Annotated in this window: 18 protein-coding genes and 2 pseudogenes; 11 read left to right on the top strand and 9 right to left on the bottom strand. The window is 53.3% G+C overall.

The window, feature by feature from the left end:
- Positions 1-218: 218 nt before the first annotated feature.
- The 4 genes from lon to tig form a co-directional block, all read right to left on the bottom strand.
- On the bottom strand, positions 219-2,645 hold the full coding sequence (gene lon, locus C7411_RS30075) for an endopeptidase La (RefSeq protein WP_110387619.1): 2,427 nt from the start codon (positions 2,643-2,645) through the stop codon (positions 219-221).
- Positions 2,646-2,836: 191 nt separating this feature from the next.
- Positions 2,837-4,108: an ATP-dependent Clp protease ATP-binding subunit ClpX gene (gene clpX / locus C7411_RS30080; RefSeq protein WP_028216418.1), complete on the bottom strand. Its 1,272-nt coding sequence runs from the start codon at positions 4,106-4,108 to the stop codon at positions 2,837-2,839.
- A 252-nt stretch (positions 4,109-4,360) separates the two neighbouring features.
- Entirely contained in the window at positions 4,361-5,014 is a 654-nt protein-coding gene (clpP, locus tag C7411_RS30085) for an ATP-dependent Clp endopeptidase proteolytic subunit ClpP (protein ID WP_042269587.1), read from the bottom strand.
- Positions 5,015-5,173: 159 nt separating this feature from the next.
- Entirely contained in the window at positions 5,174-6,520 is a 1,347-nt protein-coding gene (gene tig / locus C7411_RS30090; protein ID WP_110387620.1) for a trigger factor, read from the bottom strand.
- A gap of 426 nt (positions 6,521-6,946) precedes the next feature.
- On the opposite strand from tig, the gene C7411_RS30095 reads away from it, so the two are divergent.
- Together C7411_RS30095 and C7411_RS30100 are read left to right on the top strand one after the other, a co-directional pair.
- On the top strand, positions 6,947-8,104 hold the full coding sequence (locus C7411_RS30095) for a glycerate kinase (protein ID WP_110387621.1): 1,158 nt from the start codon (positions 6,947-6,949) through the stop codon (positions 8,102-8,104).
- Positions 8,105-8,349: 245 nt separating this feature from the next.
- Entirely contained in the window at positions 8,350-8,796 is a 447-nt protein-coding gene (locus tag C7411_RS30100; RefSeq protein WP_110387622.1) for a MarR family winged helix-turn-helix transcriptional regulator, read from the top strand.
- Between the two features lie 172 nt (positions 8,797-8,968).
- Here the strand turns inward: C7411_RS30100 and C7411_RS30105 are convergent.
- A pseudogene (locus C7411_RS30105) lies at positions 8,969-9,410 on the bottom strand (group II intron maturase-specific domain-containing protein); the annotation flags it as partial.
- Positions 9,401-9,608: pseudogene (locus C7411_RS30110) on the bottom strand (ATP-binding protein); the annotation flags it as partial. The pseudogenes C7411_RS30110 and C7411_RS30105, both read right to left, overlap by 10 nt.
- 439 nt (positions 9,609-10,047) lie before the next feature.
- Here C7411_RS30110 and C7411_RS30115 point away from each other — a divergent pair.
- The 4 genes from C7411_RS30115 to C7411_RS37150 all read left to right on the top strand — a co-directional run bounded on the left by C7411_RS30115 (position 10,048) and on the right by C7411_RS37150 (position 14,480).
- The gene (locus C7411_RS30115; protein ID WP_133253720.1) at positions 10,048-10,656 is read left to right on the top strand and encodes a hypothetical protein; all 609 of its coding nucleotides are present in this window, start codon (positions 10,048-10,050) and stop codon (positions 10,654-10,656) included.
- Between the two features lie 506 nt (positions 10,657-11,162).
- Complete coding sequence (locus C7411_RS30120; protein ID WP_110387624.1) at positions 11,163-11,729, top strand: hypothetical protein; 567 nt, start codon at positions 11,163-11,165, stop codon at positions 11,727-11,729.
- 707 nt (positions 11,730-12,436) lie between these two features.
- Positions 12,437-13,768, top strand: a complete 1,332-nt coding sequence (locus C7411_RS30125) for a tyrosine-type recombinase/integrase (RefSeq protein WP_110387625.1) — start codon at positions 12,437-12,439, stop codon at positions 13,766-13,768.
- A gap of 286 nt (positions 13,769-14,054) precedes the next feature.
- A complete protein-coding gene (locus C7411_RS37150; RefSeq protein WP_133253721.1) occupies positions 14,055-14,480 on the top strand; it encodes a hypothetical protein in 426 nt (141 codons plus the stop codon).
- A gap of 43 nt (positions 14,481-14,523) precedes the next feature.
- Here C7411_RS37150 and C7411_RS38685 read toward each other — a convergent pair whose 3' ends face one another.
- A complete protein-coding gene (locus tag C7411_RS38685; RefSeq protein ID WP_165822919.1) occupies positions 14,524-15,660 on the bottom strand; it encodes a pilin in 1,137 nt (378 codons plus the stop codon).
- Between the two features lies 1 nt (position 15,661).
- Positions 15,662-16,162, bottom strand: coding sequence for a hypothetical protein (locus C7411_RS30140; RefSeq protein WP_110387628.1), 501 nt, complete (start codon positions 16,160-16,162; stop codon positions 15,662-15,664).
- A 233-nt stretch (positions 16,163-16,395) separates the two neighbouring features.
- On the opposite strand from C7411_RS30140, the gene C7411_RS30145 reads away from it, so the two are divergent.
- The 5 genes from C7411_RS30145 to C7411_RS30160 all read left to right on the top strand — a co-directional run bounded on the left by C7411_RS30145 (position 16,396) and on the right by C7411_RS30160 (position 19,536).
- Positions 16,396-16,614, top strand: a complete 219-nt coding sequence (locus C7411_RS30145) for a hypothetical protein (RefSeq protein ID WP_110387629.1) — start codon at positions 16,396-16,398, stop codon at positions 16,612-16,614.
- Positions 16,611-16,952 carry a plasmid mobilization relaxosome protein MobC gene (mobC, locus tag C7411_RS30150; RefSeq protein WP_116603298.1) on the top strand — a complete coding sequence of 114 codons (342 nt, stop codon included), beginning with the start codon at positions 16,611-16,613 and terminating at the stop codon, positions 16,950-16,952. The genes C7411_RS30145 and mobC overlap by 4 nt, the downstream gene beginning before the upstream one ends.
- Positions 16,933-18,273 (top strand): relaxase/mobilization nuclease domain-containing protein, encoded by a 1,341-nt coding sequence (locus C7411_RS30155; RefSeq protein WP_110387631.1) that lies wholly within the window; start codon positions 16,933-16,935, stop codon positions 18,271-18,273. Before mobC ends, C7411_RS30155 begins: the two co-directional genes overlap by 20 nt.
- Positions 18,270-18,671: a hypothetical protein gene (locus tag C7411_RS37155; RefSeq protein ID WP_133253722.1), complete on the top strand. Its 402-nt coding sequence runs from the start codon at positions 18,270-18,272 to the stop codon at positions 18,669-18,671. The genes C7411_RS30155 and C7411_RS37155 overlap by 4 nt, the downstream gene beginning before the upstream one ends.
- 103 nt (positions 18,672-18,774) lie before the next feature.
- Complete coding sequence (locus C7411_RS30160; protein ID WP_110387632.1) at positions 18,775-19,536, top strand: hypothetical protein; 762 nt, start codon at positions 18,775-18,777, stop codon at positions 19,534-19,536.
- A gap of 10 nt (positions 19,537-19,546) precedes the next feature.
- Here the strand turns inward: C7411_RS30160 and C7411_RS30165 are convergent, their stop codons facing one another.
- On the bottom strand, positions 19,547-21,547 hold the full coding sequence (locus C7411_RS30165) for a replication endonuclease (protein ID WP_110387633.1): 2,001 nt from the start codon (positions 21,545-21,547) through the stop codon (positions 19,547-19,549).
- Positions 21,548-21,937: the final 390 nt, after the last annotated feature.

Genomic DNA, 21,937 nt, shown 5'->3' on the forward strand with positions numbered 1-21,937 from the left:
AAAGTGCCGTGTCAAGCGGGGTTGAGCCTGATTCGGCGCGGGATTCGAGGGAACATTCGAGGGCGCCTTCGAACAAGTGGGAAAAGGCCGCAAAGAACGCTGGTTGTCATCACAACGTCAAGAATCGTGGCGCCAATAAAAAGCCCGCGGTGCGCCGCGGGCTTTGGGGATCCAACGCGCCGCGCCTGGGCGCGGCTTGTTGAAGGCGTACTGAACGCTTAGTGCTTGACCACTTCCGTCGCGCCCGCGTCCTTCGCTTCGGCCACGGGCGCCTTGGCGTCCTCGGCCTTCGCTTCTTCTTCCGGCAGCGGCTGCGGCACACGTTCGAGCGCGAGTTCGAGCACCTTGTCGATCCAGCGCACCGGCACGATCTCGATCGCGTTCTTCACGTTGTCCGGAATCTCGGTGAGATCCTTGACGTTCTCTTCCGGAATCAGCACGAGCTTGATGCCGCCGCGATGCGCCGCGAGCAGCTTCTCCTTCAGCCCGCCGATCGGCAGCACTTCGCCGCGCAGCGTGATCTCGCCCGTCATCGCGACATCGGCGCGCACCGGAATGCCCGTGAGCACGGACACCAGCGCCGTCGTCATCGCACCGCCTGCGGACGGACCGTCCTTCGGCGTCGCGCCTTCGGGCACGTGAATGTGGATGTCCTGCTTCTCGAACGCCTCATCCTTGATGCCAAGACGACGCGAACGCGAGCGCACCACCGAGCGTGCCGCTTCGACCGATTCCTTCATGACGTCGCCGAGCGAACCCGTGCGGATCACGTTGCCCTTGCCGGGCATGACCGCTGCTTCGATCGTCAGCAGATCGCCGCCGACTTCCGTCCACGCGAGGCCCGTGACCTGACCGATCTGGTTTTCCTTCGCGGCCAGACCGAAGTCGTACTTGCGCACGCCGAGGAAGGTGTCGAGGTTGGCGCTGTCCACCGTGACGGCCTTGTCGGCCTTCTTCAGCAGCAGCATCTTCACGACCTTGCGGCAGATCTTCGACACTTCGCGCTCGAGCGAACGCACGCCCGCTTCACGCGTGTAGTAGCGAATGATGTCGCGGATCGCGCCTTCGGTCACCTCGATCTCGCCAGGCTTGAGCCCATTGTTCTTCTTCTGCTTGGGCAGGAGATAACGCTGGGCGATGCTGACCTTCTCGTCTTCCGTGTAACCCGAGAGGCGGATGACTTCCATCCGGTCGAGCAGCGGCGGCGGAATGTTCAGCGAGTTCGACGTGGCGACGAACATCACATCGGAGAGGTCGAAATCGACTTCGATGTAGTGGTCGGCGAACGTGTGGTTCTGTTCCGGATCGAGCACCTCGAGCAGCGCCGACGACGGATCGCCGCGGAAATCCATGCCCATCTTGTCGACTTCGTCGAGCAGGAAAAGCGGATTGCGCACGCCGACCTTGGTCAGGCTCTGCAGGATCTTGCCGGGCATCGAACCGATGTACGTACGACGGTGACCGCGGATCTCGGCTTCGTCACGCACGCCGCCGAGCGCCATACGCACGAACTTGCGGTTCGTTGCGCGCGCAATCGACTGCCCGAGCGAGGTCTTGCCGACGCCCGGAGGCCCGACGAGGCACAGGATCGGCGCCTTGACCTTGTCCACACGCTGTTGCACCGCGAGATACTCGAGAATGCGTTCCTTCACCTTCTCGAGACCAAAGTGGTCTTCGTCGAGCACGGTTTCGGCGTTCGAGAGGTCGTTGTTGACCTTGCTCTTCTTGCGCCACGGCAGGCCGATCAGTGTGTCGATGTAGTTGCGCACGACCGTGGCTTCCGCCGACATCGGCGACATCAGCTTGAGCTTCTTGAGCTCGGCGTCTGCCTTCTTCTTGGCTTCCTTCGGCATGCGCGCGGCCGTGATGCGCTTCTCGAGTTCCTCGAGATCGGCACCCTCTTCGCCTTCGCCCAGTTCCTTCTGGATGGCCTTGACCTGCTCGTTCAGGTAGTACTCGCGCTGGCTCTTTTCCATCTGGCGCTTCACGCGGCCGCGGATGCGCTTTTCGACCTGGAGAATGTCGATTTCGGCTTCGAGTTGCGCAAGCAGGTGCTCCAGACGCTCCACGACCGGGAACATCTCGAGGATGTGCTGCTTCTGGTCGAGCTTGAGCGGCAGATGCGCGGCGATGGTGTCGGCAAGACGACCGGCCTCGTCGATGCCCGACAGCGACGTCAGGATCTCCGGCGGGATCTTCTTGTTGAGCTTCACGTACTGGTCGAACTGCGAGACGATCGCGCGGCGCAGCGCTTCGGTTTCCGCGCTGTCGGCGTGGTCCGGTTCGAGCGGCATCACTTCGCACGAGAACTGCGTTTCCTGCTCTTCGATGGAAAGCGTCTTCGCGCGCTGCAGGCCTTCCACCAGCACCTTCACGGTGCCGTCGGGCAGCTTGAGCATTTGCAGGATGTTGGCGACACACCCGACTTCATACATGTCTTTTTCGGTCGGCTCATCCTTCGCGGCGGTCTTCTGCGCGACGAGCATGATGTGCTTGCCGCCTTCCATCGCCGCTTCGAGGGCCTTGATCGATTTCGGTCGGCCCACGAAAAGGGGAATCACCATATGCGGGAAAACTACGACGTCTCGCAGCGGCAGCAGCGGGAGCGTGGTGCGTTCCGGCGGGAGGAGTTGGGTTCCTGACATTTCATTTCCCCATGAGTGGAATCAATTGTTCGGTAATTGAGGCCTGATATACCGATTGCAAGCCTCGCGCGTGTGGGAAAAGTTCAGTGACTCCAAAATAGTGCGCCATCGACCACAAGACTAAACGAAAAAGCCGTTCATCCCATTGTATGAACGGCCTTTTTCCGGAACTCTTTAGCCGATCGCCACCATCAGTTCGACCCTGCGACCTTCGGAGCGTCTTCGTAGATCAAGAGCGGTTTGCCGTCGCCGTCGATCACGTTGTCGTCGATGATGACCTTGCTCACGCCCTTCATGGCCGGCAGTTCGTACATCACGTCGAGCAATGCCTGTTCCAGGATCGAGCGCAGGCCGCGAGCCCCCGTCTTGCGGCGGATCGCCTTGCGGGCGACCGCCTGCAGCGCGGCCGGTCGAATTTCCAGCTCCACGCGCTCCATGTTGAAGAGCTTGTGATACTGCTTGACGAGCGCATTCTTCGGCTCGACCAGAATCTTCATGAGCGCGGCTTCGTCGAGCTTGCCGAGCGTGGCGACCACGGGCAAACGGCCGATCAGTTCGGGAATCAGGCCGAACTTGATCAGGTCTTCCGGTTCCGTTTCGCGCAGCACTTCGCCTGTGTCGCGCTCCTGCTTGCTCTTCACGCTCGCACCGAAGCCGATGCCGGTCTTTTCCGTGCGGTCGGTGATGACCTTCTCCAGCCCGTCGAACGCGCCGCCGCAAATGAACAGGATATTGGTCGTATCGACCTGGATGAAATCCTGGTTCGGATGCTTGCGGCCGCCCTGCGGCGGCACCGAAGCCATCGTGCCCTCGACGAGCTTGAGCAGCGCCTGCTGCACGCCCTCGCCGGAAACGTCGCGCGTGATCGACGGGTTGTCCGACTTGCGGCTGATCTTGTCGATTTCGTCGATATAGACGATGCCGCGCTGGGCCTTGTCGACCTCGTAATTGCAGTTCTGCAGCAGCTTCTGGATGATGTTCTCGACGTCTTCGCCCACGTAACCGGCTTCGGTCAGCGTGGTGGCGTCGGCGATGACGAACGGCACGTTCAGAAGTCGCGCGAGCGTCTGCGCGAGCAGCGTCTTGCCCGAGCCCGTGGGCCCGATCAAGAGGATGTTGCTCTTGGAGAGTTCGACGTCGTCCTTCTTGTCGAGGTGCTTCAGACGCTTGTAGTGGTTGTACACCGCCACTGCGAGAATCTTCTTCGCGCGTTCCTGGCCGATCACGTACTGGTCGAGGATGTCGCGGATCTCCTGCGGGCTCGGCAGGTCCGAGCGCGACAGCGCCGCGTCGACGCCCGCGCCGGCGGCTTCGTCGCGAATGATCTCGTTGCACAAGTCGATGCATTCATCGCAGATGAATACCGACGGACCAGCGATGAGCTTTTTCACCTCATGCTGGCTCTTGCCGCAGAACGAGCAATACAACAGCTTCTCGCTGTTAGAACCTTTCTTGTCCGCCATGGATAAATGAGCCTCCGGACACTCTGTTACATGATACGCCGTTTCCCCCGGCGAGGCCGGAGGGTGCGTGAACCGCTTGCTGTGACGGCGTTGGGGGCCGCAGGCCGCGAAGCGCGTTTGCCGATTATTTCACAAGGTCTGCGCGGCGTCGGCTATCCCCTTTTGTACGGGGGCCGAGCTGTTCCTTTACCTGCCTTTGCCGCGGCTTGCGCGCCCTTCGCAGGGTCGGACGCGCAAAACCGCCCGCGCAGCTCAAGGACGCTTGTGCAGGACCTGGTCGACGAGACCGTACGCCTGGGCGTCGTCACCCGACATGAAATTGTCGCGATCCGTGTCGCGCGCAATGCGCTCGACCGGCTGCCCCGTATGATGCGCGAGCAACTGGTTCAGGCGCTCCTTCAGATACAGGATTTCGCGAGCCTGGATTTCGATGTCCGAAGCCTGGCCGCGCGCGCCGCCGAGCGGCTGGTGAATCATCACGCGCGAGTTCGGCAGCGCGAAACGCTTGCCTCTCGCCCCCGACGCCAGCAGGAACGCGCCCATGCTGGCCGCGAGGCCCATGCAAAGGGTCGAAACGTCCGGCTTGATGAACTGCATCGTGTCGTAAATCGCCATGCCGGCCGACACCGAGCCACCCGGGCTGTTGATGTACAGGCTGATGTCCTTGTCCGGATTTTCGCTTTCGAGGAACAACAGCTGGGCGACCACGAGGTTGGCCGTCTGGTCGTTCACTTCGCCGACCAGGAACACCACGCGCTCCTTGAGCAGGCGCGAGTAGATGTCGTAGGAGCGTTCGCCGCGGCCGCTCGTTTCGACGACGATCGGCACGAGGCCGAGCGCCTGCGGGTCGAAGTCACGCGACGAGTGGGAGGTCAACGTATCCAGCGATTGAGCGCGAATGGTCATGCGGTGCATCCTTGTCTGGAAAAGTTCTTCTATATACCCGTATGGCGACGGACCCCGGTCAAATCAACCACACGGACAGCATGGCTAAAACCTGCGGATGCAAAAACGGCGTGCTGGCCGTCGGTCGCTCCGACAGCCGGCACGCCGTAGCGGGCAGTTTTAAGCCTGCGCCGTCGCGCTTGCCAGTTCTTCGAAGCTAACTTGCTTGTCCGTCACCTTGGCCTTGCCGAGCACGAAGTCCACGACGTTCGATTCGACGACATAGGCTTCCATTTCGGCCAGACGCTGCTGGTTGGAATAATACCAGCGCACGACCTCCTTCGGGTCCTCATAGCTTTTCGCGAATTCGTCGACTTCGGCACGGATCTGCTCCGGCTTCGCCTCGAGGCCGTTGGCCTTCACGAGTTCGGCGAGCACGAGGCCGAGCTTCACGCGGCGCTCGGCTTGTTCCTTGAACATTTCGGCCGGGATCGGTGCGTCCTTGGCGTTGGGCACGCCACGCTGCGTGAGGTCGGCGCGCGCCATTTCGACGAGGCGTTGCTGATCCTGCTCGACGAGCGCGTTCGGCACGTCGAGTTCGGCGATCTTCAGGAGCGCATCCATCACCTGGTTCTTGACGATGGACTGGGTGCGGCGCTTCGCTTCGCGCTCGAGGTTGTCCTTGATTTCGGCGCGCATCTTCACGAGGTCGCCGTCGGCGATGCCGAGCGACCTGGCGAATTCAGCGTCGATTTCCGGCAGGTGCGGCCACTCGATCTGCTGCATCGTGATCGTAAACTTCGCCGTCTTGCCGGCGACGTCCTTGCCGTGATAGTCCTCGGGGAACGCGAGGTCGAATTCGCGCGACTCGCCCTTCTTCAGGCCGATTGCCGCCTTTTCGAATTCCGGCAGCATGCGGCCTTCGCCCAGCACGAACGCGAAGCCTTCCGCGGTGCCGCCCTGGAACGCGACGTCGTCGATCTTGCCGACGAAGTCGACCGTCACGCGGTCGCCTTCCTTCGCTGCGGTGTCGGCGCCGCCGTCACCGTGCTCGCCCGCTTCGCCGCGCGCGTGGAAGTGCACGCGCTGCTTGCGCAGGATGTCGAGCGTGCGGTCGATTTCGGCTTCGGTGATGGCCGTGGTCGTGCGCTCGATTTCAGCCGTTGCGACGTCGCCCAGCTTCACTTCCGGGTAGACCTCGAAGGTCGCGTCGAACGCGTAGTCGCCTTCGGCGGCTTCCGACTTCGGCGCGAAGCTCGGCTGACCGGCAACGCGCAGGTTCTCGGCGCGGCTGATGTCGAAGAATTCCTTGCCGACCTTGTCGCTCAGGACTTCGGCTTCGACCTGGCCCGAATACTGCTGCGTGACCATCTTGAGCGGCACCTTGCCCGGACGGAAGCCCGGCATGCGCACGTTCTTCGCGAGTTTACGGATGCGCGAATCGATTTCTTTCTGCACGGCGTCCTTCGGCAGGGAAATCGTCACGCGGCGTTCGAGCTTGCCGAGGTTTTCAACAACGTTAGCCATGGCTTCAATCGTCCTAAAATTGTTCGAGCGAATCAGTAATCTGTGGTCTTTGCGAGCCGCGGTCTGCCTGGATCCGAATGGGTCAGACTGGGTCCGGCAACCCGCTTTGGAGCTGAACGCAGGCGCCTCGTGCGCCGCTCAACAGCGCCGAAGCGGGCGGCTTGCGGTGCGGTCCGTCAAAAGAGCCAAGTATTTTAGCAAACTATTTCCTGGTCCCACTGGAATTGCCGTTTGAGTGTGCCATGAGCCTGCTTTTGACCCGGTTTTGGCCCGCTTTTGCGCCGCCAGGAGCCTGAAATGCGCTCCGATGCGCGCTATCGCAACGCCGTTATCCAGCGCACGCGGCGAGGCTGTTAAGCTTAGGCTCGCGCCGGACGCCCCGCCGGCCGCAGCCGCTCCCAACACCATTATTCCAGCAGAGACACCATGCCGAATTCGTCGACTGACGCTCCCGTTATCGTCATTGCTCCTGACTCTTTCAAAGGCTCGCTCAGCGCGGACGGGGTCGCCGCCGCGATCGCCGAGGGCATCCGCCGCGTGCGCGCCGACGCCGATATCCGCATCCGCCCCATGGCCGACGGCGGCGAAGGCACGCTCGACGCGATGCTGTCGATGGGCGGCGAACGCCGCGTCCTCACCGTGGAAGGCGCAGCGGGCCCGAAGCGCGACGCCGCGGTGGGCCTGCTGCACGACGGCAGCGCGATCGTCGAGACCGCCGAGATCGTCGGCATCACGGACCCGGTGGGCATGGGCGTACCGGTCGACGCGCGCAGCACGCGCGGCATGGGCGAAGCGATCCGCGCGCTGCTCGACGAAGGCGTGCGGCGCTTTTACGTGGCACTCGGCGGCAGCAGCACCAACGACGCCGGCGCGGGGCTGCTCGCGGGCCTCGGCCTGCAACTGTTCGACGCCGCCGGCAAGCTTCTCGAGCCCACGCCACAAGCGCTCGCGCAGGTAGCGCGCGTGGACGTTTCCGGGCTCGACGAGCGGCTTGGCGAGGCATCGTTCGTCGGCATGTCGGACGTGGACAATCCGCTCACGGGCGAGCATGGCGCAACCGCCGTGTTCGGCCCGCAAAAAGGCGCGACGCCCGGGCAGGTCGCGCCGATCGACGCGGCGCTCGGCCGTTTCGCCGATCTGCTCGAAGCGGCGCTGGGCCGTCGCGTGCGCGACGAAGCAGGTTCGGGCGCGGCCGGCGGCCTGGGCTTTGCGCTGCGCATGCTCGGCGCGAGCTTCGAGCCCGGTGCCGAAGTCGTTGCGCGCACCATCGGTCTGGACAAAGCGCTCGATCGCGCGGACTGGCTTATCACCGGCGAGGGCCGCTCCGACGTTCAGACGCTGCACGGCAAGGCGCCGTTCATCGCCTGCCGCCACGCCGCGGCCGCGGGCGTGCCGGCCACACTGCTCTCAGGTGCCGTGGACGCAGCCGCCCTGCCGCGGCTCGCGGAGCATTTCAGCGGCTGCTTCTCGCCCGCACCGGGCCCCATCACGCTCGAAACCGCGATTCGCGACGCCGCACGCCTGCTCGCCAACGAGGCCGAGCAGCTCGCCCGCCTCAAATACGCTGCGCGTACATCCAACTAACATCCCGGCAGACCGGCCGGGGCCTGCCGTCCCGGCCTCGTCGCCGGAATCCGTGTGGCGGGATCGCGGCCAGACGCACGAGTTCGGGGCTACGCATTCCGCAGTAAGCGATTAATAGATTCGTGCACCGCACCGGATGCGCTGGACAAGGGTTAGGATGCGTTGACCCGCGCGCAAGATGGGGCAACAATCATGTAATCGCGACACGTTTCGCGCCCTTCCCAAGCGACCAGACCAGGACTCCCATGAAGGCAAGCAAAGCCGGACTCGAACAATTCCTTACCTATCGGCTGCATGTCCTGAACAAACTCTCCGAACGTGGCGCGAGCGAACGCTACCAGGCGAAGCTCGGCATCACACTTCCGGAGGCTCGGCTCATTGCAGCTGTGGGGGCGTTCGGCCCGTTTTCCGTGATGGAGCTTGCGCGTCACGCGAATCTCGACAAGAGCCAGGCAAGCCGTGCAGCCGAGGCTCTGATGCGCCGCGGCCTCATGCAGCGCGACACGAGCGAGGAGGACGGACGCCTCGTGCTCGTTTCGCTCACAACCGACGGACGCGCGCTGTATCGCAAGGTCATGCCCATCGCGCGCAAGTGGAATGTCGACCTCTTCGCGAGCCTGGACGACAAGGAACGCGACGCACTCGCACGCGCGCTCGACAAGGTGATCGAAGCCATGCAGGCCGAACTGTAAGGCAGTACGAACGAGCAGAGGCGATAAGCCAAACAGATGGCGACCGGAATCAAGCCGCCATCGCGAGTGCTTCGCGTAAGCAGCATCGGCATAGGGGACAGTCACATACGACTGCGCCCCTGCCACACCATCCGGCATGCGGGTCCACACCGGGCGGTTCGGGAAGTTGAGGTTATGAGAGTCGGGGCACACCCAGCCGATCGAAGCATGCGATGGTCAGCACGCTGTTGAGCGACCGGCCGCTGTTGCGCCACCAGCGGCGACTGTTCGCCGCCACCTGCCGCGCAACGTCAGCCGAGGCCCGCAGCGCACGCAGTTCCCGGTAGATGGTCGGGCCACACGGCACCAGTGTTTTAGCTGGATGGCACGCACCCGGTGACGCAGCCATTCGTCCAGCTCGCGCCAGACTTCGGGGTTTGCGCCAACCGGAAGTATGCCTTCCAACCCTGCACATAGGACCGTAACTGTTCCACCACGTCTTGCGTGCTGCGCCCGCCGCGGCGAGTCAGTTCACGAATGCGGTGCCTGAACGCCAGCAGCGGTTTGGCCGCCACCTTGCGCTTAACGACACCACCGGACGCTACCCACAGGCCGTAGCCCAGACATTCCAGCCCGAGTACGGCTGGTTGGCGGTGATCAGAAGGCTACGACGCTCGTATCTTTGCAGCCTGCAGCTTCTGCACAAGTTCGCTGGTCCGTGTGAACGGAACCCGGTAGCCGGCGTCGATCAGCGCGTGTCCAATGGCACATCCCGAGTGACTTCTTCCTGCCCCGGGCGGCCCAAACAGGAGCGCTGTGGCGCCTTTCTCAACCACCGGCTGCGCCGGGAGCTAGACCGCATCGGCCAGAGATTGAGCAAGATATAAAGCTTCAGGAAAGGTTATCTTTCCCATGATTTCCTTCAATTGGGTGCAGAAACAAGGTAGCCTCAAAGCGACTAGCCGGAATCAAATATCTACCACGCAAACTGAAATGGCAATCACAAAATTTTTACGCGAGGAATTGACTTATTAAATTAATGACGCAGAGATATTCCAACATAATCACCCATTCTCATTCAATGCAATTCTCGTTCATTCTGCTTCACGAAAAATATCCGACTTACGTTTTCGCATGAATACCTCACGCGCATCTCTTTCGCAACAGTCAACAGCATTTCAAGAAATCCCGAGCCGTGCCGTAAACACGGCAAAGGCGTTGCCTCTTGAGCTACGCCCGATTGTCAGCCACCGTTAACCTCACAACGACTAAATGAAACGTACTGTCCGCGACTTTGTGACACTGTTCAATGCCTTCTGGTATCGAGACTTCCCAGTTGCAGCAAATGGGAAAATTAGTGGAAGTCGAGCTGAGTGGACAACGCATATCGGAATTTGCGTCAGAAGTACTGCGGACATGATGGGGTATTTTACGTATTTCGAAGCGGGAAACCGGACCGATGCGGTAATCAAAGACGCGCGCGATGAACCGCAGGCGATAGCCAATGTTGAATGGGAATGGACGCAGCCTTTTAGTCCCGGTTTCAACGAATTAGAAAAACTCTACGAACGCCGCGCCGAAGTCGATTTTTCCGTTCTCGTTACTTATTCGCGAAAAGAGCATCACCAACAGAATCTGGAAAGGATTCGTGCGGTTTGGGATCACAGCGAAGAGCCGCTGCTCGTGTTCCTTGTTTGCTTCGAGTTTGCGGGGCACCGAAATTTCAGCAAGCTAGAAACCCACATTGCACAGCGTGGCGTCCTGCGCAAGGTTCGCGAGCAACCCGCGTTGCCCTGGATGGCGAAGGGTACACGTTGGTCACTTCAGGTCCAATCCGGGGACGAGCGCGACTCGGATTCCCTAGAGGTGACAGCCGAGTAATATCAGGCCGAGCACGCAAAGGGCGGCACTCAAGAGGATCGAAGCCAGGATAACGGCGGGAAGCGGAATCATGTCAATTAAGCGAACCCTTACATGACTCGATGTTATGCGCGTTGGCTTTCCGCTACTGTCAACAATTGTCAGAACCGCCATGTCAACCCGGCGTGTCCGCGCCAATGGTTTTACAGTTGCACTCACAACAAACGGCGTAGCCGTCTACATCGCTTCTCACACGAGGGGCAAGCTACGGCCCCCGAGGTGAGCCCAGCGATCTACCGCCGAAAGTATTGCGCAACGAAGGGCTTCGCTACCGCCTGCGCAAGAAACTCGACCGCACCGGACGGATTCACGCCCGCAAGTAGCGTCACGGAATGAATAGCGCCCCTTGATCCTCAGAGAATCCGGTGAATCCACGCGCCACAAAGGCGCACGCCGCCCCCAGCCGATATCAAGTCTCACCAATCACTGCCGATATGGCTATAACTACAAGCGAAGGCTGAAACCCCATGAAAATTTTGATCGCGTTGATGGCCTTTCCAGTCCTTTTCTTTGCAGTTCCCCCAGCTCTCTATGTGATGTGGATTTTCCGTTGGAGAGAATTTGAAGAGTTCGAGGACATGCACGGGATTGTAGCGACGGCGTTTGTCACCGCCGCGATTTACATCTTTTACCTATGTCACGGTGCCCCTGAAGAGTTCGCCCGCTCGCCGGAAATGTTGATCGTATCTACCGCGCTTAGTCTCGAAGTGGTCTATGACCGTATTGCGCTGTACCTTGAGGCGCGCCGCCGCAAAGTGCCATCGGTGCCGATAGCATCATGGATATTGGGGTTTGTTGCAGCAACCGTATGTGGCTTCGCGGGTTATTTCGTCTATCGCGATATCGGTCATGAAGTAGCGTTGGCGGTCACAGCGCAAAAAAACGAAGAAGTGTCATATTGGGTATCCCTGCTGTGGGTCATTTCCTTTGCGCTTGCCTTCGGGAACAAATATTGGCAGGGGCGCACGCGGGTCCGTGCGCGGAAAGCGGCAGAGGACGAGGCCGAAAAAACGCACGAGCCCGCGCAGCAGTGATATACGTACAGCAAAGAAGCCCCCACGGCTCCGCGTCAAAGGATGGGGGTATTCCGCGAACCGACCCAGCCAAATACCGCGACCCGCAACGGGGAAAAACGTGAAGCAGACAGGCAAAGATGGTGCCGCTTGTTCGGACAGGGTCCCAAGATTTTTAAGTGGAACGTCCGGAGCGATCATGCTGCCGAATTGATCGCTGGCAGCGTCGCGAAGTATGCCTTATCGGGCGTCTGATCCGCCAGGCTCGAATGAGGACGTTTGCGGTTGTACAGTGCTGTCGCGCCGGCCCTGCACAAAGACGGCTGCGCGGAAGCCGTCTTTGTATGGGGTGATGGATACCATCGTGCGGAATCCCGTGGGGAGAATTTGGGGATTCCATTCTATATTTTTGTGCAAACTACGCACAACCATGCCTGTATGGATTTACAGCATTGGTCTACCAAGTGCTTGTTTGTGCTAGTTTTTTCGTTTTATATCCAAACGTGCATCTGTCTCGTGGTGCGTGAGGCCGGACTCGAACCGGCACACCCTTGCGGGCGTCAGGACCTAAACCCAAATCCCGCGAACGCACACCAATATTATAACGCATTGATTTACAACGTTTTTTACACCTCCCCAAACTTTGGGAACGGCAATTTCCCAAACTTTTTCCCAAACTGACACCCATTTCCAGCTATGCTCCTGCACATCACGACAGGAGCACCAGCTTGGCTAATATTTCCAATCGCTCGCCTTGGTTCGTCGTTCTAAACAAGACCGAGACAAAATTTAGGCTCAAAAGTCAGGCTCAAGCATACATTGACAGCTTGAACAACACACGCGCAAAGATGCGCCAGCTTGAGACTTCTTTCGAAGTTCAAATCAAGCTCAAAGACCATCAGGGCAACACTGTAACGCGTTCAGCCACCCACCCCACTTATGCAGCCGCCGAACGATGGGCGCAGCAAGAAGAGGATGCAATCAAAAGTCTGAGAGAGAACGGCGGAACGTTCAATCTTGACTTTGAAACAATCACAGTTGAACAGGCATTAAAGCGATGCTGGGAGGAACATTACAAGCATCGCCCCTCTGCCGATGAGAACTTTCATCGCATCCCGAAACTTGTCGAAATTTTCGGAAAAGATACGCTATTGCGCCAGCTTAATAATCAAAAAATGCTTGGCTTGCGCAATAGACTAATCGAGCAACAGTATTCCGCTTCATCGGTTCGGAACTTCTTTGCCGTAATTTCCAGAACGCTTCAGCACGCAAAAGGCGAATGGCTTTTTCCTATCGAAAATTACGCAAGAGGCATCAAGCTTGCCAAACCTCAAAACGCGAAAAGCCGCTACTTCCAAGGCGACGAGAGAGAGCGTCTTTTCACTTCAATTGATAAGCATCGCCCTTGGCTTCGTCCGATTGTCGAGCTTTCGTTAGAAATGTCTTTCCGTCGCGGCGAACTTGTTCAACCCGCAAAGAAAAAGCGCGAGCAGGGATTAAAAGGCGGGCTTACATGGGAAGGCGTAGATTTTGAAAAAAACACGCTTAGGCTCTTTCAAGAAAAGAACGATTGGCAAAAAAAGAACACGGAGGAACGCGGCAGAGTCGTTCCCATGACCGAACGCATGAGAGAAATATTGCTCGACCTCTATCAAAAGTCATCGACAAAAACAGGCTTGGTTTTCTCTGCGACTGTCAATTCCGTGACGCATGCTTTTACTGATGCCTGCACGCTGGCAGAGCCACCACTTGAAGACCTCACATTCCATTCATGCCGAAAAATCGCGACATACGATATTTCAAAGAAAGTCCCTAACGCCATCCTGCTATCAAAGATTACTGGTCACAAAGACCTCAAAACGCTTGCTAGCCGTTACTATGCCGTCCCAATGGATGACTTGCAAGCGATGCTTTCTAAAGCTGATGAGAATACTTTAGAGGGGCGTGCAATCCTCGCTCTAAAGCGTGAGCTTGGATTTGAGGACACTTTGCGCTTTCTCGTATCAGTCAAAGAAACAGACGACTTAAATTCTCTCTTGATACCGAAAAAGTTATCTTAGTTCTATGTTGTGGATATGTTTGCTTCGCAAACAGCGCATTGACAACCTATTGACAAGCTTCGCTTGACAACAAGTTGCCAACACTTACCCACAACGCGCAATGGTTGCGACGACTCTTTTCTATCAATTTAGATTAAAGTTTTCCATTTAAATGCCGATAATACATAGACGAAGATTGGACCCATCTATCATGCTTCAATCAATCATTGAAAGATACTCCACTCCCATTCTTTCGTTTGTGTAAAATAATCTCTGTTGTTCAACCACACCCCGAGGACTCGAAAAAATGGCAACGATTGCAGAACTTCTCAAAAAAGGCTACCCCAACCTGAGCGCAGTAGAACGTCAAGAACTCATCGAACTGATGGCTCAAGATGCGAAGCAGGATGCAGAAAAACTCTTCAAAGATACTGTCGAAGAAATCAAGAAGCTCATCACTGGTAAAGGTCTGGAACTCGCCGATGTTGCCAAAGCCCTTGCAGGTCAAGCGACTGGCGCAGATGTTGTCTTTTTCAAAGTCCCGTATAAGGACAGCAAAAATAGCGACAAGGAGTATTTGTGGTGGTTTGGTAAATCCCCTGTCGGAAAGTCAGGCGCATATTATAAGAAGCTCAAAAGTGCAACCGAAGCAGAAAAGCGCGCATGGGCTACCCCCGAAGGTCTGGAATGGCTGGAAAGCGAACAAGGCAAGGAATGGCTCAAAGCTGCCTAAGCCGATGCCACTAAAAGACAAGCCCCCAATTTGGGGGCTTTTTTTATTTAGTCATATTTTTGTAGTCATCGCTTGCAAGATAGTCAGTCATCCACTGCGGTGCTTGAGAGATAGCAGTATAAGAGCCATCTTTATTCACATTGTAAGACGTGCTGCTATTTGGCATTTGATACATCAAAGTCCCATCGCTTTTCAGAGCTAAAAATTGCGGCTGCCCTGCAATGCCAAGAGTTTTGAAAACAAGTGTCCCGTCCGGAGTTACGAAATTGACTTTATAGATTGACCCTGGGGTTACAGACAGCGTGCTATCTTTACCATTCGGCAGATACATCGCTGAATATTGCCAAAATACGTTTGGAACTCTGTAGTATTGGCTGCCAGCTTTGCTATAAACATTAGAGTAATCATCAGACAGCCAAGATTTTACCGGCGCACTCGGTTGCGTGCTTCCGCCACTCTCAGCATAGTTGCAGGTATTTGGTAAGTATTCTTTCGGCGCGTCAGAAGAGCAATCCCAAGATAAATTTCCGGACGTTTCAATTTTTGGCGTAAGCATCACTTTCTTACCTTTAAGACCTTTTATAGCATCGCTTCCGAACGTCGCTACAATCTGCCCATTCGAGCCTAAAGCAGTGCCCTCTACCCACTTCCCCGCTACCTTGATACCACCCATCAAGTCAGCAGGAAATGACCCATTGTTCGCATGATATTCACTCACAAACGGCTTTGCACCATCAGCCAAGGTAATGCCCTCACTGACCTGCGAGCGAGCCGTATAGCTCTGATACATCGGCACCGCGATAGCAGACACAACACCAATAATCCCAACCGTAATCATTACTTCAATTAAGGTAAATCCCAATTTCATCTTTGTTTTGATTGCCTGCCTTTTCACCTCAGGCAGCGCTAACGGCTTATCTTCCGCAAGCTGCTTTGACAATTTATCAACGTCAGCACCGAAAAATTCGGACACGCGAAACGCCAACGTATTAGCCAAAAACTTTACTTTCTCACTATCAGAAAGTGTCTTATGCAAATCCCTTGGCGCATACCCGTCACCATCCCTCAGATGTTCTATAGCTATGTCTGAGATTGTCGCTCTTCTCTCAGCAAGCTTCACCACGTCATTCTGATTGAATGACGACATACGCATAACGAGATTATCAAAAAACACACTCATATCACACCCCCTCATGCTCTTTCTTCCATTCGAGCATAATTCCGTCGAGCGACATTTTATCTCTCAGCTTGTCATAATGCGCTTTTAATTGCTCTGTCACGTCCGATGTCGGATATTGACCTTTCCAGTCCTTGTAATATCTCAGAAAATCGCCAATCTTGTGCTCACTGAATACAGTGATGCTTTTCTGTTCCGCCTGGACTCCTCCCGCCGCTTTAATCTTCTCAATCTCTGAATTGACGCGCTCAGGTTCAATGTATCCTTTCGTATTCCATTCCGACATCTTTTTGAGAAGCTGTTTATTGTTCAGCCTATCTCTTTCATCCACCTTGGCGCAGTCTGGGACACTCTCGTAATAGAACGCGACCACTTCACGATAACGCCAGCGCATCTTTACCAGCGCTTTGACGGTGTGTCGATGGCTATAAAATTCCATCCCCTGCTTATGCGTCGTCTGTATCTCTTTGTTTTTTTCAGCGAGCTTCTTGTATAAGTCTTCCATACTTCCATTCTCCTTTCGTTATTCTTTAATCATAATAACTATTCATTTATTGTCAAATTGCTATACAGCTATTGACAAAGGCAAAAGATAAAAGAAGATAAAAGATAGGTAAGCAAGCCAACCCATTTGCTGTCATTTCTTCGAAATTTCGCATGGACTGTCTTGCAAGGGGCTTCCCCTTGACCCCGTTTGGGATGTATCCCAAGCCCTCAATAACAACAGGAGACTAAAACATGCTGACAAAGATTTTCTTTTATTTTACGGAGCGCAAAGTAAAGCGCGTCTATAACGAACTCATGAGCAAGCGCGCCTCTTTGAGTCGATACAAAAACGCTCTCATAGAGGTTGGAAATCGCGGTCCTGTGGCGATGATTTTATTTCTTCGCATGTGCTTGAACGACGATTTTCTTGAGCACTACGCAGACATAGATTTTGAGGAATTAAACAAATGAGAAAACAACTATGCCTCAGAATGACCGACGAGCAATATAAAGTCATGAACAACAAAAGGAAGCTTTTGCGCATCAACAAGATAAACGACTTTTTCCTTGCACTCATCGGAGAAAAAGAGAAGTTCGCAAAACTGCTAAGTCTTATCGTTTGGCACATGGGAAAGCAAGGAACGAACTTAAACCAGATAGCGCACGAAGTGAATAACTCAACTTCGCTGATGCCATCCGACGCAATCAGCATCAATCAAAAACTCGCTCAAATTTTTAGTCAAAACGAAAAACTGCTCAGAATAATAAAAAGAATGGAGAGGCGTCTAAATGTTAGTAAGCAACAATAAAAACGCGGGAACCGCGCGAAGTGCAATAGCCTATTTCTTTTCGCCAACAAACTGGAAAGGCGAACAAAGACCGCACAAACCGGAGCTTCTCAAAGGCAATCCAACGCTCACAATTGAAGCTGACGAACTATCTCAGAAGATACGACGCAAGAGCGACACTGAGCCTTTGATTTCCGGCGTCATCGCATTTGCAAAAGGCGAGCGCATCACTAAAAAGCAGATGCTTGAAGTGATAGGACGATTTGAAGATACGTTTTTCGGAAATATGAAAGACAGAGTTGCCCCAACATACGTTTTACACGATGAGAGGGATAGCTTCCACATTCATTATGCCTTTTCAAAATATGACTTATTGACAGGGAAAAGCTACAACCCTTTTCCACCAGGCACCATCACACGCGACTTGATGAAAGCATTCTCAGCACTGGAAAATCATAATTTCGGTTTTGAGCAAGTCAAAGAAAAATCCCTACGAACCTCGCAGCCGTTCAAAGATGAAGCTAAGGCAAAGGTTCATTCTGAGCACTCAGTCTATTTCGCTTCACTTTTTAAAAACTCGAAAGACAAGCGAACTTTCGAGCAAAGTTGCAAAGATTTAGTCAAATCTGGATTAGTGAAAAACCGCAGCGAACTCATTACTTTTCTCAAAGATGCTGGCTACAAGTTCTCACGCGAGAGCGATACATACATATCCATAGTTAATCCAAACGGGCGTAATTTTCGCCTCATGGGTGGCATCTTTGCCAATGGTTCGGACTATCAGCAGCGCATAGAAGAAAAGCGCGCACAAGTCAAAGCCTTTGACCCTGAGAAGACCGCCCATCAAATAAACCGCATCATCGAAGCGCGCAACAGCTACAACACCAAGCGATACGACACGACAGAGAAGCAGACGTATCAAGCAAAGGCGCAGGAACGCATTAAAACGCCCCCACAAGCCGCCAGCGCATCAGGTAGCACCGCTACCCCTCCACCTCTTCCAAAAACCGCACCTGGCGCAACGTCGCCAGCCTCTGGACAAACCAGAGCCGAGCAGGCGCAGGCTCCCACCAAGCAGGCAGAGGAAAACACCGCATCAGCAAGCGATTTTTCGTTGTCTGGTCATTCCGCAGCTTTGGACGCGATAGGCAGCGCAGAGGCTCAACTCACCGCCGCACTTGCTCAGGAAGCGAGCGCCACCACGCCAGCAGCGAAAAAGCAGGCGCAGCAGGCAGTTATTAATGCGCGAGTCGCGGTTGCGAGAGCGAAAGCTCGATGGCTAGAAGAACAAAGGCAGATTGGACAACAAGCCGCCAACAGAAAAGGAGGGATGAAAATATGAATATCAGAAAGCAAATCTTAGATGCACTTGATGAACGAAATCACGTTCATTCTGAGCTTGAGCAGCTAAACGCGTCTATATCATTCGACAAAGATACAGTGTTCCTAAGAACAAAACTCATGAGACGAAACTTTGAGATAAGCTATTTTTTATCTCAATTCACGCAAAATCAGATTGATGAAGCTATGTCGTTTCGCGAGAAAGTCAAAAAACTAAATCGCCATTTTCCACCAGATGATGAGCCGGAAGAACAAACACCAGAAGATAACGGACTCGCTACACTTCTACTTTGGATTATAGCAATGAGTGACGAGAAGCCGGAATACAAAGCGTTTCTCATGCTCGCAGTTTCAATTTTACTCGGAGATAAAAATGCAAAACGACATTCAAGAAGCTGAAGAACTCGCACAACACTATCGCGACGCGTGGCAAGCGATGATTTTTAGCGTCATCGTTCTTTCGATAGCATTGCTCGCGTCGATATTATTGTGAAGGAACCCTATGGCTATAATAAAAACAATACTAAGCCTCTTCAAAAAGCACGAACCAAAACACGCAGCTTTAAACGATGATGACCCTGATGATTTAACGGCAGAGCAACACGACGAGCTTGTAAATATTGGCGAGCTTTACGAGCAAACAAAACATGACGCCCGAGAGTATCAGCCTGAACTGATACCTATACGCAAAGAATACTCACGACAAAGCACTTATCAGATTTCCTTTCACTTCATCCCGCCACAACAGAACTATAAGAATGTGCGCAGTTGGATTGAGTTTAATCATGCGAACGACTCGCGCCCGTGGCAGCGATGGCAGGATTTACGCGTCGAATGCTTCAAAGCATGCAATCACGTTTGCCAGTCATGCAAGCAAATTTTCACGGATAAAACGTTAGAGCTTCACGAACTTTGGAGCTTTGACGAACAAGATGCAGAGCAAAAGCTTGTGTCACTCATCCCCCTTTGTAGCGATTGCCACGCTATCGCGCACATCTCGCGACACAAGAGAGACACTGGCAAAACGTCCGAGCTTTTGGAAAAATATTGCACTTACAACGATGTGAGCGAAGACCAAGCTTGGGATGATTACAAGTTCGCAGAGCAAGAACGCGAGCGACGAAGCCGCGTCAAATATAAACTTAATCTTTCCCTGCTTCGCAAATATGGTTTTGAGATTGACGACCTTTTCGACTGTCACGGCGTGACATTCAATCAATATATTGATGAGTTTTTCAAGAAATCAAAAGACGCACACGAATGACACGGAACCATCAGACTTCCAGCGGAAGCCCCTTATTTTTTCTGTTCATCTCAACCCCTCTCCTGATTAAATTGTTAATTTTCTGACTCAGATTGGGGTTTTGTTTGAAATAACTACACGTTTTTACGTCCGGCGACTCGTCGACGCTTGAATAACTTTGAATTACTATAACTCTATCGTTTTCGAATTTTTCTTTTTCTTCATCATCAACCAATTCCAAAGCAAAAGAAACATCCTCAAATCTTATCTGGCTTGGATTTGATATGAACTCATATTCAGTGTTAGTCACTTTGAAAACGTCAATCATTGAGCGATATTGTATCGCCTTTTCTTTTACGTTCTCGTATGCCTTAAACGCACCAGCGTTAGAAATATCTTTCTCATCGAGTCGTCTGATGTTTGCTTTTCTCGCATCTATACGCGCCGCGCTTTCTTCGTTAAGCACGTTCTCAGTTACTTCAAAAATACAGCGAACATCTTTTTTAATCACAACCGCCTGATGGAGATTGAGAAAAATGTTTTTCATCGGAAAAGCGCCCTCATTGTTTCCCGTCAAGTCATAAACCACAAAAGCAATCTGCCCTTTTGCTCGATGCACCTTGAAGAACTTTTCATACACTTTCAAAAACGTATAAAAGTCAAACATTTTGAGGCATGCGTTTAGTTCCATGCTGAAAAATTTCTCGTATTTTTCTCTATTCTGACACAAGAATTGAAATTTAGAGATTGACGACTCAACGCCGAAAAAATGAAATGCGCGAGCAGAGTAAAGCCAACGCAGAGCAGAGTTTTTCTTTGCAACATCATTTCCATTTGAAAGCGTCTTATTCATATACTTGAACAAATACGTCGCCCCTTGAGCGGGATTTTTCAGCCTCTCATTACAATGCGAAATATGGAAATTGATGTTTAGCTCTTTCGCTTTTTCGCAATCCAATCTTGACTTTATCTTGCTCACTTTAGCGAAACGCTCGTCCCTACGATTTTGTATTTCCCCTATATCACGCTCAAGCTTCTCATCAACCGCCAGGTTTCTTTTTCTATTGTTCGCCCTTCTTTTTTCAAGCTTCGCGACTTTTTTCTCTATGCGCTCATCATAGCGAGTGACTTTATCCGAAAATCTGCCGAACCTGTTTGATAGCACTTCTTGTTTATTTCTCTCTAATCTCTCAACGTTATTGATAACATCGACAATCAACTGCTTATGCTCCTTGGAGAAGAACATCATAATATGCTCATGGATTGTCGAGTCCTTATGCCCCTCCGGCACACCAACGCCCATAAAATCTACGCCAGCACGCAAGCCCGCTTTGTATAGATGCGAGCGGATACTTTGCCAGTATCTGACGATGTGACCGTGTGCCGCGCCTGGCAGCACACCATTAAATGATTTTCTGCCTTTCGTTGGATTGACGTGGTATTCAGGAGGTAGCGTTAGGGTCAGCATCATCCATGTCCAACCTCTATCTTTAGCAATCAGACTGATTGCGGAAGCAACTGAGTAAATCTGAGCTTGTCGTCTTCTCTCTTTCTCAGCAACAGACCCAAGACGCACAATTTGCCCACTTGTGGCTATTAGACGAAGATTGTCTAAAAATTGCTGCTGCTCTTCTAAGTCAGAATCATACATTTCAAGCAAAGACGGATTGACATAGTTCGAGCCACCTTTCCCAACAAGCCCGAGCAACTGAGACGAATAGAGCGAATATTCTTTCTTTTTCTTTTTATTGCTTCGCTTCTGAGTTCCGCGTAATTCCAAATTTTCATCGCACATGCTTTTCATTTCTTTAGTAAAGCACTCAGCAAACAAGCGATGATAAGAGACATATTTTGCAGTGTTGCCGCCAAATTGCTTTTGTATCTTCCAAGCAACTGGCGACATTTGCATAGCAGGAATGAGAGAAAGGAAGTATTGAACTTCATCGACTTTGTTAGACTCTTCTTTTACAAAGTCAAGAAAATCTTCTCTTAATTGATTGACATTATCGTTATTATTGTTTATTATACTCATAGTTCTTTGTTAGTTCATCAAAACTAATCTCCTGTTATTTTCGTTCTCGTAAAATTAAAATAACACAATTTAGCAAAAAGAAAAGCCCCAATTTAGGGGCTTTTTCTATTTCCGCGCTCGCATTTCACCCTCAAACACAATAGATGGTGTGTTTAGTTTTTACTACACTACTATATATAGCGTTTAAAAATATTTCCTTTATTTTGTCATCACACGTGTTGACATTTCTCAATTATCCGTTATAACTATTAAATAACAACGGAGAATTGAATGCCTAAAACAATAAAAGAAAAGCACGCATACGGAAAAACGAAATACATACACGTCAGAGTCGATGACAAATTGCACGAAATGATGAGGGCTTACGCCGACAGTCACTCGATAAATTGG

The sequence above is a fragment of the Paraburkholderia silvatlantica genome, from assembly GCF_003096715.1.
In the GTDB taxonomy this organism is placed as follows: domain Bacteria; phylum Pseudomonadota; class Gammaproteobacteria; order Burkholderiales; family Burkholderiaceae; genus Paraburkholderia; species Paraburkholderia silvatlantica.

What these genes read in the sequence shown, in the direction of transcription:
- lon (WP_110387619.1), bottom strand. Translation starts at nt 2,645, where the DNA reads ATGTCAGGAACCCAACTCCTCCCGCCGGAACGCACCACGCTCCCGCTG.
- clpX (WP_028216418.1), bottom strand. Translation starts at nt 4,108, where the DNA reads ATGGCGGACAAGAAAGGTTCTAACAGCGAGAAGCTGTTGTATTGCTCG.
- clpP (WP_042269587.1), bottom strand. Translation starts at nt 5,014, where the DNA reads ATGACCATTCGCGCTCAATCGCTGGATACGTTGACCTCCCACTCGTCG.
- tig (WP_110387620.1), bottom strand. Translation starts at nt 6,520, where the DNA reads ATGGCTAACGTTGTTGAAAACCTCGGCAAGCTCGAACGCCGCGTGACG.
- C7411_RS30095 (WP_110387621.1), top strand. Translation starts at nt 6,947, where the DNA reads ATGCCGAATTCGTCGACTGACGCTCCCGTTATCGTCATTGCTCCTGAC.
- C7411_RS30100 (WP_110387622.1), top strand. Translation starts at nt 8,350, where the DNA reads ATGAAGGCAAGCAAAGCCGGACTCGAACAATTCCTTACCTATCGGCTG.
- C7411_RS30115 (WP_133253720.1), top strand. Translation starts at nt 10,048, where the DNA reads ATGAAACGTACTGTCCGCGACTTTGTGACACTGTTCAATGCCTTCTGG.
- C7411_RS30120 (WP_110387624.1), top strand. Translation starts at nt 11,163, where the DNA reads ATGAAAATTTTGATCGCGTTGATGGCCTTTCCAGTCCTTTTCTTTGCA.
- C7411_RS37150 (WP_133253721.1), top strand. Translation starts at nt 14,055, where the DNA reads ATGGCAACGATTGCAGAACTTCTCAAAAAAGGCTACCCCAACCTGAGC.
- C7411_RS38685 (WP_165822919.1), bottom strand. Translation starts at nt 15,660, where the DNA reads ATGAGTGTGTTTTTTGATAATCTCGTTATGCGTATGTCGTCATTCAAT.
- C7411_RS30140 (WP_110387628.1), bottom strand. Translation starts at nt 16,162, where the DNA reads ATGGAAGACTTATACAAGAAGCTCGCTGAAAAAAACAAAGAGATACAG.
- C7411_RS30145 (WP_110387629.1), top strand. Translation starts at nt 16,396, where the DNA reads ATGCTGACAAAGATTTTCTTTTATTTTACGGAGCGCAAAGTAAAGCGC.
- mobC (WP_116603298.1), top strand. Translation starts at nt 16,611, where the DNA reads ATGAGAAAACAACTATGCCTCAGAATGACCGACGAGCAATATAAAGTC.
- C7411_RS30155 (WP_110387631.1), top strand. Translation starts at nt 16,933, where the DNA reads ATGTTAGTAAGCAACAATAAAAACGCGGGAACCGCGCGAAGTGCAATA.
- C7411_RS37155 (WP_133253722.1), top strand. Translation starts at nt 18,270, where the DNA reads ATGAATATCAGAAAGCAAATCTTAGATGCACTTGATGAACGAAATCAC.
- C7411_RS30160 (WP_110387632.1), top strand. Translation starts at nt 18,775, where the DNA reads ATGGCTATAATAAAAACAATACTAAGCCTCTTCAAAAAGCACGAACCA.
- C7411_RS30165 (WP_110387633.1), bottom strand. Translation starts at nt 21,547, where the DNA reads ATGAGTATAATAAACAATAATAACGATAATGTCAATCAATTAAGAGAA.